This window comes from Solidesulfovibrio sp. DCME, from assembly GCF_049995385.1.
GTDB lineage: Bacteria > Desulfobacterota > Desulfovibrionia > Desulfovibrionales > Desulfovibrionaceae > Solidesulfovibrio.
Genome location: NZ_CP188261.1, coordinates 2,222,317 through 2,236,196 on the forward strand (window position 1 = coordinate 2,222,317; position 13,880 = coordinate 2,236,196).

Genomic DNA, 13,880 nt, shown 5'->3' on the forward strand with positions numbered 1-13,880 from the left:
CCCCCTCCGGGCGGGAACCGCCGGGGGAAACCGGCGCGGCGGCCCGCGTCCCGTAACCGACGGTGGTGGCCGGCACCGCCGTCAGCAAGCCAAGAAAAAGGGAACCATGGATCTCCTGGGCAACGAAAAACGCCCCCTGGCCGAACGCATACGGCCGGCGGCCCTGGCCGAATTCGTCGGCCAAACCCACGTCATCTCGCGCCTGACCACCATGCTGGCCGCGCCGCGCCTGCCGAGCCTGCTCTTTTTCGGCCCGCCGGGCTGCGGCAAGTCCACCCTGGCCCTGATACTGGCCCGGGCCAAGGGCCGGCCCTACGTGCGGGTCAGCGCCCCGGAGGCCGGCCTGGCCGCCTTGCGCGAACTGATCAAGGGCAAGGAAATCCTCATCCTCGACGAGCTGCACCGCTTTTCCAAGGCCCAGCAGGATTTCTTCCTGCCGCTGCTGGAAACCGGCGAGATCGTGCTGCTGGCCACCACCACCGAGAACCCGTCGTTTTCCGTGACGCGCCAGCTCCTGTCGCGGCTCCACGTCTTTCGGCTGCGGCCGCTGTCCCACGCCGAACTGCTCCTTCTGGCCGAGCGGGGAGCCAAGGAGGCCGGGCTGGAACTTTCGCCCGAGGGGCTGGAGATCATCGCGCTTTTATCCTCGGGCGACGGCCGCACGCTGCTCAACCTCGTGGAATTCGCCGCCGCCCTGCCCGAGGACAAGCGCTCGGCCGAGGAACTCAAAAAGCAGCTGCCCGAGGCCCTGGCCCGGGGCGACCGCGACGGCGATTCCCACTACGAACTGGCCTCGGCCATGATCAAGTCCATCCGGGGCAGCGACCCGGACGCGGCCCTGTACTACCTGGCCTGCCTGCTCGAATCCGGCGAGGACCCGCGCTTCTGCTGCCGCCGGCTCATGATTTCCGCTTCCGAGGATGTCGGCCTGGCCGATCCCATGGCCCTGCCCCTGGCCGTGTCCGCGGCCGAGGCCGTGGAGCGCATCGGCATGCCCGAGGGATTTATCCCCCTGGCCCAGACCGCCGTCTATCTGGCCCTGGCGCCCAAGAGCAACAGCTCCTACGCCGCCTATCTGGCCGCCAAAAAGGACATCATGCAGTCCGGGGTGAGGCCCGTGCCCCTGCACCTGCGCAACCCCTCCACCCGGCTCCAGCGGGAATGGGGCTTCGGCCAGGGCTACAAGTATCCCCACGCCTATCCCGAGGCCTGGGTGGACCAGGACTACCTGCCCGAGGAGCTGGCCGGCCGGCAGTACTACACGGCCAAGGACCAGGGGCTGGAGCCACGCCTGGCCGCCCGGCTGGCCCGGCTGCGCAAGCAGCGGGGCTGATCGGGGCGTTGTCGGGCCATTTGTCCGTTCGGTGACCGCGCGCGAGTCATTTTGACGCACCGGGTTGGCTCAAGGATGCCGGCCCCTTGCAGCTTTCGGCCGGCCTTGGGCCAGGCCGGGGCGGGACAAAAGGCGCCAGGCTCGTCCCTTGCCCGAAGGGCGCAAAAACGTTACTGAATTCCGGGCGGCTGGCGGGTTGCGCCGCCGCCTGTCCGCCAGGGCTCCCGGCGCGGGGTTTCCTGGCGGCCTTTTCCCACCCCGGCCCCGGCCTGACAGGCGCGCCCAGGCCCGGCCCAAGTCGTCAAGGCGGGAGTGCCATGACCGATCCCCGTTTCGAGGCCTATTTCACCGGACCCGCCCGGGAATTCCTGCTGCGGGCCATCGACCTGGCCCTGGAGGAGGACGGCGAGGACCTGACCTCCCTGGCCGTTTTTTCCCCGGCCGACCGGCTCACCGCCCGCATCGTGGCCAAGCAGGACACCCTGGTGGCCGGGTTGCCCATCCTGCCCCTGGTCCTGGAACGGATGGGCGCGGCGGCGCGTTGCGACGTCCGTTTTTTCGCCGCCGACGGCGATGCCGTGCCCGACCGCACGGTGGTGGCCGTCATCGACGGCCCGGCCGTGACGCTGCTGACGGCCGAGCGCGTGATGCTCAATTTCCTGTGCCACCTTTCGGGCATCGCCAACCGGGTGGCCACGGCCGTCTCGGCCCTGGCCGGCTCGAAAACGCGGCTGCTCGACACCCGCAAGACCCTGCCGGGCCTGCGCTATCCCGAGAAATACGCCGTGACCGTCGGCGGCGGCGTCAACCACCGCAAGAACCTGTCCGAAATGCTCATGTTCAAGGACAACCACATCGACCGGGCCGGCGGCATCCCGCAAGCCATGGCCGCCCTGCGCCGGGCCTACCAGGGCCGCCTGGAGGCCATGCCCCCGGTCGAGATCGAATGCCGCACCCTGGCCGAGGTCGCCGAGGCCCTGGCCGAGAAGCCGGCACGGATCATGCTTGACAACATGGACGCCGACACCATGCGCCAGGCCCTGGCCCTGGTGCCGACGGGCATCGAGACCGAGGTCAGCGGCGGGGTGGACCTGCCGGCCCTGGCCGGCATCGCGGCGCTCGGGCCGGACTTCGTGTCCGTGGGGCGCGTGACCCACTCCGCGCCGAGTGCCGATTTCAGCATGCTTATTACGGAGGCCAAGGGCTGATGGACGCATCCACGACGGACAAAATCACCGCAATCCGCCGCAGCCGCGGCGACTCCCTGGCCATCCTGGCCCACCACTACCAGTGCGACGCCGTGGTCGCCCACGCCGACATCCTGGGCGATTCCCTGGAACTGTCGCGCAAGGTGGCCGGGCTGTCGGCCCGAGACATCGTTTTTTGCGGCGTCTTTTTCATGGCCGAGACCGCGGCCATGCTGGCGGGGCCCGGCCAGCGCGTGCACATCCCGGCCCCGGACGCCGCCTGCGTCATGTCCGAGATGGCCCCGGCCGCCCTGGCCGCCACGGTGCTCGGCAGGCTGCGGGCAACCGGCCGCGACGTGCTGCCGCTGACCTACGTCAACTCTTCGGCCGCGGTGAAGGCTGTGGTCGGCGCCTGCGGCGGCTCGGTGTGCACCTCGGCCAATGCCGCGAAAATGTTGCGCTGGGCCCTGGACCAGGGGCGCGGGGTGCTCTTTTTGCCGGATAAGATGCTCGGCCAAAATACCTGCGACGCCCTGGGGGTGCCGGCGGACAAACGCCACATCCTGGACATCCGCGCCGGCGGGGCGCAGCTGGACCTGGCGGCGGCGGCCGGGGCCGAGGTGCTTCTGTGGCCCGGCCAGTGCGTCATCCATTCGCGGTTCAAGGCCCGCGACATCGCCGCCGTGCGCGCCGCCCATCCCGGGGCCAGGGTGGTGGTCCACCCGGAGTGCGCGCCCGAGACGGTCCAGGCCGCCGACGCGGCCGGCTCCACCTCGTTTATCATCAAGTACGTGGCCGAGGCCCCGGCCGGGGCCGAAATTTTCATCGGCACGGAAATAAACCTCGTTTCCCGGCTGGCCCGGCGCTACCAGGGCGAAAAGGCCATCCGGCCGCTGTGCCTGTCGGGCTGCTCCAACATGGCCAAGGGGACCGAGGAAAACCTGCTGGCCGCGCTCGCCTCCCTGGACACCGCCGCCCCCGTGACCGTGCCCGAGGACGTGCGTGGCCCGGCCACGGCGGCCGTGGAAAAAATGCTCGAAGTCTCGGCCCGGTAACGGACCGCAAGGGAGAAGGCGCCATGGTTTACCGCATGCATGCGGGCGCGTTGGTGGTGGGCTCCGGCCTGGCCGGCCTGACGGCCGCGCTGACCCTGGCCGATTACGGCCTGGAGGTGATCCTGCTCACCTCGGGCGAGGACCTCGACGACGGCAACAGCGCCCTGGCCCAGGGCGGCATCGTCTTTCGCGGCGCCGAAGATTCGCCGCAACTGCTCGAGCGCGACATGTTCACCTGCGGCTGGCGGCACAATTATCCCCGGGCCGTCAAGTACCTGGCCAAGCGCGGCCCGCAGGTGGTCCAGGAGCTGCTCATCGACCGCCTGGGCCTGCCGTTCGACCGCAAGAGCGACGGCTCGGACTGGCACCTGGGCAAGGAGGGCGGCCACAGCGTCGCCCGCATCCTGCACATGGCCGACCGCACCGGCCGGGCCATCATGGAAGGGCTCATGGCCGCGGTCAAGGCCCATCCGGCCATCAAGGTCCTGGTGCGGCGCACGGCCGTGGACCTGCTGACCTCCAACCACCACGCCACGCTGCTGGAATTCAAGTACCAGCTGCTCAACCAGTGCCTGGGGGCCTACGTCCTAAACGAGGTCTCGGGCCAGGTGGAGACGATCCTGGCCGATTTCACGGTCCTGGCCACGGGCGGTTGCGGCCGGCTTTTCCTGCACACCTCCAACACCCGCTCTTCCATCGGCTCGGCCCTGGCCATGGCCTCGCGCGCCTTCGCCAAGGTCATGAACGTGGAGTACGTGCAGTTCCACCCGACCACGCTGTTTCATCGGGCCGAGCGGCGCCTGCTGGTCACCGAAGCCCTGCGCGGCGAGGGGGCCAGGCTCGTCAACGACGCCGGCGAGCCCTTCATGCAGCGCTACGACCCCCGGGCCGACCTGGCCCCGCGCGACATCGTGACCCGGGCCATCCTGGCCGAGATGCTCAAGACCGACCAGGACTGCGTCTACCTCGACGTGGCCAATTACGTGAAAAACCTGGAAGCCCATTTCCCAACCGTCCACAAGGGCTGCCTGCAGCTGGGCATCGACATCACCAAGCAGCCCATCCCGGTGGTGCCGGCGGCCCACTACTTCTGCGGCGGGGTGCTCACCGACATCACCGGCCGCACCACCCTGGAGCGGCTCTACGCCGCCGGCGAATGCGCCTGCACCGGCATCCACGGCGCCAACCGCCTGGCCAGCACCTCGCTTCTGGAATGCCTGCTGTGGGGCCACAGCGTGGGCCAGGACATCGGCAAGCGGGCCGGGAAAAAGGCCGCCCTGGGCCGGCGGCTGGTGGAAAGCATCCCGGATTGGGTCAGCCCCGGCTCCAACCGCAACGAGGACCCGGCGCTCATTGCCCAGGACTGGGCCACCATCCGCAACACCATGTGGAACTACGTGGGCATCAACCGCTCGGGCTCGCGCTTAAAGCGCGCTTTCGAGGACCTGCGGGAACTCAACAAGCACATCCACGACTTCTACCGCGAAACGCCGCTTTCCAAGGCCATCGTGGACCTGTTCCACGGCTGCCAGGCCGCCTACACCATCACCATCGCCGCCATGCAAAACAGGCGATCGCTCGGCTGCCACTACCGCGTGGACTGAGCCTTCAGAAAAACCCCTCGACCAGGGCCGCCGCCGTGACGCCCAGCATGAAATCCTCCAGCGGCACCTGGTCGAGGCGCCCCAGCAGGGCCTGGCGCTCGTGGGGGCAGCCGACAAGGGCGGCCTCCAGCCCGGCCACGTCGCGCGTGCCGAAAAAATCCCCGCAAAAGCGCAGGGACGTGAGCACGCCCTGCCTGACGTCGAAATGCGTCTCCACCATGCCCCCGGCCGTGCGCATGGCCTTGGAGAAGGCGTAATCCGGCGAATAGCCGAAATTCCAGTCATAGGAGCGGTATTTGACCGCGGCCAGGGTCTCGATCTGGGCCTGCTCCTCGGGAGTGAACGGTGCCTCCGCCACGGCGCCCTGGCCGGCCACCGCCGCCATGATCCGGTCCATGAAGTCCGCCACGCCAAGGGGGCGCGGCAGGTGGGCGCTGATGTTGGTCACGCGCTTGGCCACGCTTTTGACGGCCTTGTCCCGGTATTTGAGGGGGTCGACCAGCAGGGCGGCCGACAGGTCGGTGATGGAGGCGGAAAAAAGCAGCGTCCCGTGGTGCAGGATGCGGTTGCCGTGGAGGAACTGGGCGTTGCCGGAGATTTTCTGGCCGCCCAGGGCCAGGTCGTTGCGGCCGTCGAAGCGGGCGTCCAGGCCGAGGCCGGCCAGGGCGGTGAGGATGGGCGCGGTGTAGCGGGCGAAATCCAGGCGGCCCGACGGGTTGTCTATGTCGATGAAGGTGAAGTTGACGTTGCCGAGGTCGTGGAAGACGGCGCCGCCGCCGGTCAGGCGCCGGACCACGGGAATGCCGTGGGCCCGCACGTATTCCTCGTTGATCTGGGCGCGGGTGTTCTGGTTGCGGCCGACGATGATGGCGGCGGCGTTGCGCCAGAGCATGAAGACGTTTTCCCGGCCGTGGCGCAGCAGCCATTCCTCGGTGGCCAGGTTGCGGGCCGGATCCGTATCGGGCAGCAGCAGGCAGCGCATGGTATCCCTCGGGCGTCGTTGCGGGGTGCATGGGTATCGCGGCCAGGCCGCGCGGGAGGCGCAGGATAGGCCCGATCGGCGTCGGCGGAAAGGGGTAATGTCGCGTCTCAGGCCGGGGGTCGGGGAGCCCGGCCGAGGCACAGCCTGTCGATGAGCCGGCGTAGTTCCTCCTTGATCAGGGGCTTGGGCAGGTAGCCGTCCATGCCGGCGCTTAAGAAAAGCTCCTTGTCGCCGCGCATGGCATGGGCCGTTAAGGCCACGATGGGCACGGCCGACCGGGGCGCGGGAAGGGCCCGGATGCGGCGGGTGGCTTCCATGCCGTCGAGCTCCGGCATCTGGATGTCCATGAGGATCAGGTCGAAATCATGGGAGGCGGCCAGGTGGAGGGCGGTTGCCCCGTCGGGGGCGATGTCCGGGCGGTGGCCCATTTTTTCGAGCAGTTTTCGGGCCGCCAACTGGTTGATGGGTTCGTCTTCGGCCAGGAGGATGCGCAGCCCGGCGGGCGGGGATGGGGGCGGCGCCTCGGGCGAGGCCGGCGACAGGGGGGCCTTCGCGTCCGGCTGGGGCAGGTCGGCCGTGATGGTGAAGTAAAAGGTGGTGCCCTCGCCAGGGGCGCTTTCCACGGACAGGCAGCCGCCCAGGAGCCGCACGAAGCCGCGCACGATGGACAGCCCCAGGCCCAGTCCGCCGAAACGCCGGGAAAAGCCCCGGCCGTCCGCCTGGGTGAAGGTCTCGAAGACGTCGTCGATCTTGTCGGCATCGATGCCGATGCCGGTGTCGGCCACGGTGAAGAGCAGCCGCATGCGGTTGGGTCCGGGCGACACCGGCAGGCGGTACAATCCCAGCCTGATGCCGCCGGTATCGGTGAATTTCACGGAGTTGCCGATCAGGTTGAACAGGATCTGGCGCAGTCTGCCCTCGTCGCACAGAACGCATTCCGGCGTGGCCGGGTCGATTTCCAGGGTCAGGTCGAGCTGTTTTTGCCGCAGCTGGTTGCGGAACAGTTCGGCCACGGCGGCAAGCATCCGCCTGGGCCGGGTCGGCACGGCGCACAGTTGCACCCGGCCGGCCTGGATGCGGGTGATGTCCAGGATGTCGGACAGGAGGGTGAGCAGCTTGTCCGCGGAGTCCAGGGCGATGGAGACGAATTCCCGCTGTTCCGCCGGCAAGTCGGCGTCGCGCAGCAGTTGGAGCATGCCCATGATGCCGTTTAAGGGCGTGCGGATCTCGTGGCTCATGATGGCCAGGAAATGGTCCTTGGCGGCGCTGGCGGCCTCGGCGTGCTCCTTGGCCGCGACGAGTTCGGCCCGGGCCCGTTTGGCCTCGGTCACGTCGCGCAGGCAGCCCCGTCGGCCCAGGGGTTGGCCGGCGGTGTCGGTGATGGGCCGGCAGCAGTGGTTGACCCAGACGGTCTCGCCCGACTTGGCGTGTACGCGGTAGTCGAAGTCGCAAGGGCCAGGCGGGTGGTCGGAAAGGGTCTGGTCCATGTGCGCGGCCACGGCCGGCAGGTCGTCGGGGTGGACGATGCCCAAAAAAAGGCCCGGGTCGGCCAGGAATTCCCCGGCGGCGTAGCCCGTCACCCGCAGGCAGGACGGCGAGACCCACAGCAGGCGTCCGTCGACCCCCTGCCAGTATTCCCAGTCGAAGGTGAAGTTGGCGATGGAGCGGAACCGTTCCTCGCTCTGGCGCAGGGCCGTTTCGGCCCGCTTGCGGGTGGTGACGTCCACGAAAAGCCAGATCATGCCCCGGGACGGCTGGGCCGCGTCCACCATCCGGCCGGTGACCCGGCACCAGATGGGGCGGCCGGCGGCGGTGCGCAGGCCAAGCTCCATATCCACGGTGGGGTTTTCCCGCAGCCGCTCCCGGACGGCCTGCCGGGTGCGCAGGAACGCCTCGCGGCTCGGGTGGAGCCTGGCCGTGTCGTGACCGAGGATGTCCCCGGGGTTGCAGCCGAACATGTCGGCGAAGGTGGCGTTGATTTCCATCACGTGGCCTGTCGCGTCCATGACCAGGATGCCGGCGGCGCTGGTGTCCAGGATGACGCGCTTCCATTCCAGGGAGGCGGCCAGCTTGTGCTCCGACGCGGCCACGGCGGCGATCATGGTGTTGAAATCCCGGGCCAGGGAACCGATCTCGTCCCGGCGCGCGGCGTCGGCGCGCACGTCCCGCCGGCCCTGCTGGACCAGGGCCGACACGGCCATCAGGCCGGTGAGGCCGGAAGTGAGGCGCCGGGCGATGACCAGGGCCAGCACCGTACCGGCGATGATGGCCAAAAGGGTATACAGGAGGCCGTTGCGCCTGACCTGGGCCAGCTCCACGCGCTGTCCCCTCGTATTGAGCGCCACCCTGGCCCAGCCGATGGTCGTGTCGCCAAGCACCATGGGCACGGCGATGTCGATGGTCCGGCTGTCCACGGCCAGGCGGACCGGGGCGTTCTTGGTCAGCATGTCCCGGCTCGGCGCGTCGCTGACGTAGTGTCCCACCAGGCCGGGGTTGGTGTGGGCCAGGACCCGGCCGTCGGGGTCCAGGAGCATGGCGTAGTCCAGGTCCGGGAAGTCCTTCAAGGCGGAAATGTTTTCGCCAAGCCCCACGTAATCCCCGGACAGGGACCAGGTGAGGCTGTTGACCCCCAGGACGTGGGCCAGGCCCTCGGCCCGGGAGAGGCTCTCCCGATGGAGGAAGTCCTGCTGGCGCGCGGTGAGGTCGACGATGAAAAGCGTCATGAGCACGGCATGCACCACGGCCACGCCCAGCACCAACTGCCGGCGCACGGACCGGAACCAGAAGGCCTCGGCGGCGCGGCCCAGGGACCGCCGCAGGCCTACCGTCATGTTTCGGGTGAGATCGATGACCGTCATAGTTCCTTGGTGTTCCGCCCAGATCGGGGTCCAGGCGCCGCCGGCGGCGCGCCGTGCCGTTTCCAGGTTGTCCCGACTCAATCCGGCAGGGGCCGGACCAGGCCTTCGAACTCCCGCAGAAACGCGGCGACGGGAGCGAAGGTTTGGCTGTCGGCGGCCACGAAACGGGGGATGCCGATCCGGCGCAGGATGTCCCGGCCTTCCGGCGAGGCGTCCAGCCCCAGGATCAGGTCGCGCACCCTGTCGGCGACGGCGGCCGGGACGTCGTCGCGCACGAGCAGGCCGTTGCTGGGCAGGGTGTCCGTTTGCCAGCGCACTTCCAGTATCCCCCGGGCCTCGGGCCGCTCGGCCAGGAAGGCGCGCCAGGCTGGAGGCCAGGTGGAGGCGGCGGACGTTCGGCCCAAAAGGACGTTCATGAGGGCCGAATCGTGGGTGCCCACATAGAGGGTTTCCACCTCGTCAAGGGAGGCCAGGCCGTGTTGGCGCAGGTAGAGTTGGGGCATCATGGTGGCGGCCAGGGCGGTCGGGGCCGGGCAGGAGATGGATTTGCCGCGCAGATCGGCCACGGCGCGGATGTCGCTGTCCTTGCGCAGGATGATGACGCCCCGGAAGTCCTCGTCGTTGTCCATCTTGGCGAAGATGCGGTAGCCGCAGTCCTGGCCGGTGAGGGTCCGGTAGGGGTTGGGCAGGGCGAAGTGCAGGGCGCGCCGGGCCAGTTTGGCGTCGAAATCCTGATAGGTGTTGGAGGCTTCCAGGACGAGCCGGACATGGGGGATGCCGAGGCGCGCGTTGAGGTGTCGCAGCAGCGGTTCGTAAATTTCGAAGAGTTTCTGCGGGTTATGCAAAGGGTGGACGCCGAGGACGCAACGCGTGGACAGCGTCGGCGGCGTGCTGGAATAGGTCGGGGCGTAGGCGGCCTGGTCGTCCCCGGAACACCCGGTCAGCGTGAGGACACAGAGGAGCAGGGCGATCGCCAGCCAACTGGCGAAGTTGGGCATGGTCGGGGCGGTGGGCAAGGCGGCCGACACAAGCGTTTCCTTTGACGTCTGTTTCCGGCGCAACGGTCGATGGGGCCGCCGGAGGAATAAAATGGCATCAAGAAATGATCGTTGATTCGAATATTATAGTAGGAAATAGCGGAAAAGTCACCGTCCTTTTCGTGGTTGGCTGCATCCCGGAACGGCGCTCGCCAGCCGGGAAGGGCGACCGGCCGCTGCGGCCGGCAACGACCGTTGCCATTGAAGCAACGACCGCGACTGGCTCGTCTTGCGTCGGCCTGGGTCGTATGCTCCCGGTCGATGCAGCCGTCAGAAATGTTTCCGTTGGCCGAGAGGCGGGCAGGGACTGCGTGACGGCGGGTTGGCGCGTTGTCGTCCATGCATGGGGACGCGGGATGGACGGGGGCGCCTTTCACTACGCCTCGACGGTGGGGGATGCAAAAACGGCCGCACCGATGCTGCCGGCATTGCGCGGGGTTTGGGAAAACGCTATCCTTTCCGTAACAGGCATCATGCCGACATGCCGTGAGGGAACTGCGTATGGCACCTCGCAACAGGCCATGGGGACAGGCTTTGTTGTTGGCGCTTGTCCCGATCCTGCCCTTGTTGCTGCATCCCGGGGCGCCCCGGGCCGACTGGCTGGCCGATCTGGAAGGCTACGCCGTGCAGGAGATGACGGCGCAAGGCGTGCCTGGCTTGGCCATGGCCGTCGTCCAGGACGGGCAACTGGTCTATGCCAAGGGTTTTGGCGCCGTCAGCAACGGACCCGCGGCCGCGCCGGTGGACGCCGATACGCTTTTCCACATCGGCTCCTGCTCCAAGGCCTTCGTGGCCACGCAAATGGGCATGCTGGTCGACGAGGCCCGGCTGGCCTGGACCGATCCTCCGGCCAGGTACCTGCCGGCCTTCGGCATGTACGACCCCTGGGTCAACGCCAACTTCCAGGCCGGGGACCTGCTCAACCACCGGACCGGTCTGCGGGAACAGTCCCTATCCAGCATGATCCTCCTGGGCTTTCCCACGGCCGCCACGGTGGGGGCCATTCGCCACGAAAAGCCGCTGACGAGTTTCCGCACCGCCTATGCCTACCAAAACGACATGTACATGGCGGCGTCGGCCCTCGTGGCGGCCATAAACGGGCGCAGCTGGGCCGAAGACCTGGCGGCGCGCCTGTTCACGCCACTTGGCATGCGCCGCAGCGTCACCACCCAGGCCGCAATGAACGCCAAGGGCAACGCCGCCCTCGGCCACACCATCGCCCCGGACGGCAGCCTGGACGTCCTGCCGGCCGACTGGGGGAACAACTTCATTTTCGACCTTGGCCAGGGCGCCGGCTCCATCCGTTCCAGCGCCAACGACATGGCCCGATGGCTGCGCTTCAATCTGGGCCTGGGGGCCATCGACGGCCAGCGCCTGATCGGCAAGGACACCCTGCGTGCCCTGCTCGCGCCCAAGACGGTCATTTCCCCCTGGACCGAGAGCCTCGACGGGAAATACGCCGGGCCGTTCCTGTACGCTTCCGGCTGGGGCTACCTCGGCTACACGCCGCGTCCTTTTTACTACCATGGCGGCGGCGACGTGGGGTTCACCTCGTCCGTGGGCCTCGTTTTCGGCAATGACGACGGCTTGGGCTCCGGCGGCATCGTGGTTTTGACCAACGTCGGGTCGGATTATTTCAAGACCGAGGCCACCACGGCCAAAAGCCAGGTGAGCCTGCGCATCGCGGTCAAGTTCTACGATCTGTTCGTCAACCGCACGGTGCCGGCGGAGGATTTCGAATCCAACATCCGCCGGCTCGGCGAGGTGACCGCCCCGGCCCCGGCCGCCTCGGTGGTGCCGCCGCCCCGGGCCCAACCGGCCGCCACGCGCGCCCCGGAACGCTATGTCGGCGCCTATGTCCATCCGGCGTACGGCCTGTTCGCGGTGGAGATGGCCGACGGGGGCTTGTCCGTGGTGATGGGGCCGCGCCGGATGCGCGCCTCCCTGGTGCCGACCGGCGAAGCGGATGCCTTTGTCGCCCTGCTGCCGGGTTATCCCGAGAACTTTCCCATGTTCTTGCCGGTGCGTTTCGCGGACATGGACACCGCCTCGCCAAAGCTGCTCCTGGAAAATTACGAACAATTCGTCCGGGTCGCCCCGTCCGTGCCCGCCACCACGCTGTTGCTGGAGGACGGCTGACGCTGGCCGCGCCGGCACGGCTTGCCGCCATCCCGCTGGGGCACGCAGGCAGGCCTGGACGTTCGCCGGCCGGCGACGCAGGTCGGGCTGTGGTCCAGTGCGGGCTACGGGGGCTTCCCGCCGCTGAACGGGGTGGCGCGCCACGGGGAACGCAAGAGCGGCGCGGCAAGGTCGCGGTTGGTACAGCCGGTCGGACAGCCGGGGCTGGGCAGGGAGCAGGATGAAATGCGCGGCCTCCCTGGCTGACGGGGCAAGGGTGTGCGGCAACGGGTTGGGGTGTTGCCGGTAAAGCCTTTTTGCTGCACAATCCGGCCGGCTCCGGAGTAACGTCATGGAGTTGCCGCGAAACGGCATGCTCAAGCAGCCATGCTTCGGACCGTTGCCGCTTTGTTGCCGCCATGCGGATGCGAATGGGAGTGTTGCATTGGCGGCGCTGTCCCCATCGGCTTGGCAAGAGGCGCCCGGCCAGGTTGCCGGGCGTGTTGTCCCCCAAAACCTGTCGCGGAGGGAATGTCCATGCGCCGGCGCGCCTTCATCTCGCTCTTCCTGTTGACGCTGCTCGCCTTCCCCGTGTCCAAGGCCCCGGCCTGCACCAGCGTGCACATCAAAACCGCCGACAACCAGGTCTTCTACGCCCGGACCATGGAGGGCGAATGGACCTTGCAGACGGTGCTCGGCATCGTGCCCCGGGGCACGGCCTTCCGGGGCACCCTGCCCGACGGTGCGGCCAAGGGCGTAGCCTGGAAAAACAAATACGCCTTTGTCGGCATGTTCGATTTCGGCCAGCCCCTGGCCTCGGACGGCATGAACGAGAAGGGCCTGGTGGTGGGGCAGCTCTTTTTGCCGGGCTATGCCGCCTACGAACCCTTCGAGCGCGCCAAGGCCGGAAAGACCCTGGCCCAGTACGAGTTCGGCACCTGGCTGTTGTCCCAGTTCGGCAGCGTGGCCGAAGTGCGCCAGGGCTACCGCGACGTGCGCGTCTGCCAGGGCCCGGTCGGCGATGCCGGCCCCTTGCCCCTGCACTACGTGGTCCACGACCCCTCGGGCGACTGCGTGGTCATCGAGTACACGGCCGGCAAGGTGGCGCTTTACGATAACCCGCTGGGTGTGATGACCAATTCCCCCACCTTCGACTGGATGCTCACCAACCTCGACAACTACATCAACCTGTCCACCTTCAACGTGCCCCAAAAGGAACTCAAGGGCCTGACCCTGAAGTCGTTTGGCCAGGGGTCGGGGCTGTACGGCCTGCCGGGCGACTACAGCCCGCCCAGCCGCTTCGTGCGCATGGTGGCCTTAAGCCAGGCCGTCCTGCCGGCCAAGGGCGCCGACGCGGGGCTCAACCAGGCCATCACCATCCTGGACAACGTGGATATCCCGCTCGGCTCGGTGCGCGGTTACGAGGGCAAGGAGGAGCGCTTCGACAAGACCATCTGGTCCGTGGTGGCCGACACGTCGCGCCTGCGCTACTACTACCGCAGCATGGGCAACAAGAACTGGCGCTACGTGGACCTGGCCAAGGCCTTTTCCTCGGCCAAGGGTATCCAGACCATTCCGGTCTTCATTGGCGTGGACTATCCCGACACCACGGCCCAGGCCACGCCCCTGCGAAACTGACGAAGGAAACGCGGCGGGGTGGCAGGCCCTTCGCTTTGCCCGCGCGGCAGCGAGCGTCGTTGACACCA

At 68.2% G+C, this 13,880-nt stretch carries 9 protein-coding genes; 6 read left to right on the forward strand and 3 right to left on the reverse strand.

The annotated features are described in order from the left end of the window. Positions 1-106 precede the first annotated feature (106 nt). The 4 genes from ACP59X_RS09485 to nadB all read left to right on the forward strand — a co-directional run bounded on the left by ACP59X_RS09485 (position 107) and on the right by nadB (position 5,179). The gene (locus ACP59X_RS09485) at positions 107-1,333 is read left to right on the forward strand and encodes a replication-associated recombination protein A (RefSeq protein ID WP_428568467.1); all 1,227 of its coding nucleotides are present in this window, start codon (positions 107-109) and stop codon (positions 1,331-1,333) included. 317 nt (positions 1,334-1,650) lie between these two features. Beyond that, the gene (nadC, locus tag ACP59X_RS09490; protein ID WP_428568470.1) at positions 1,651-2,541 is read left to right on the forward strand and encodes a carboxylating nicotinate-nucleotide diphosphorylase; all 891 of its coding nucleotides are present in this window, start codon (positions 1,651-1,653) and stop codon (positions 2,539-2,541) included. Further along, positions 2,541-3,575, forward strand: coding sequence for a quinolinate synthase NadA (gene nadA / locus ACP59X_RS09495; protein ID WP_428568473.1), 1,035 nt, complete (start codon positions 2,541-2,543; stop codon positions 3,573-3,575). The genes nadC and nadA overlap by 1 nt, the downstream gene beginning before the upstream one ends. A 23-nt stretch (positions 3,576-3,598) precedes the next feature. After that, entirely contained in the window at positions 3,599-5,179 is a 1,581-nt protein-coding gene (gene nadB, locus ACP59X_RS09500) for an L-aspartate oxidase (protein WP_428568476.1), read from the forward strand. Between the two features lie 4 nt (positions 5,180-5,183). Here the strand turns inward: nadB and ACP59X_RS09505 are convergent, their stop codons facing one another. The 3 genes from ACP59X_RS09505 to ACP59X_RS09515 form a co-directional block, all read right to left on the reverse strand. Continuing rightward, the gene (locus ACP59X_RS09505; protein WP_428568479.1) at positions 5,184-6,161 is read right to left on the reverse strand and encodes a lipoate--protein ligase; all 978 of its coding nucleotides are present in this window, start codon (positions 6,159-6,161) and stop codon (positions 5,184-5,186) included. Between the two features lie 107 nt (positions 6,162-6,268). Continuing rightward, a complete protein-coding gene (locus ACP59X_RS09510) occupies positions 6,269-9,019 on the reverse strand; it encodes a PAS domain S-box protein (protein WP_428568482.1) in 2,751 nt (916 codons plus the stop codon). A 77-nt stretch (positions 9,020-9,096) separates the two neighbouring features. Then, the gene (locus ACP59X_RS09515; protein WP_428568486.1) at positions 9,097-10,047 is read right to left on the reverse strand and encodes a phosphate/phosphite/phosphonate ABC transporter substrate-binding protein; all 951 of its coding nucleotides are present in this window, start codon (positions 10,045-10,047) and stop codon (positions 9,097-9,099) included. Between the two features lie 549 nt (positions 10,048-10,596). On the opposite strand from ACP59X_RS09515, the gene ACP59X_RS09520 reads away from it, so the two are divergent. Both ACP59X_RS09520 and ACP59X_RS09525 read left to right on the forward strand, forming a co-directional pair. Further along, complete coding sequence (locus tag ACP59X_RS09520) at positions 10,597-12,195, forward strand: serine hydrolase (RefSeq protein ID WP_428568489.1); 1,599 nt, start codon at positions 10,597-10,599, stop codon at positions 12,193-12,195. 516 nt (positions 12,196-12,711) lie between these two features. Further along, positions 12,712-13,812, forward strand: coding sequence for a linear amide C-N hydrolase (locus ACP59X_RS09525; protein ID WP_428568492.1), 1,101 nt, complete (start codon positions 12,712-12,714; stop codon positions 13,810-13,812). The last annotated feature ends 68 nt before the right edge of the window (positions 13,813-13,880 follow it).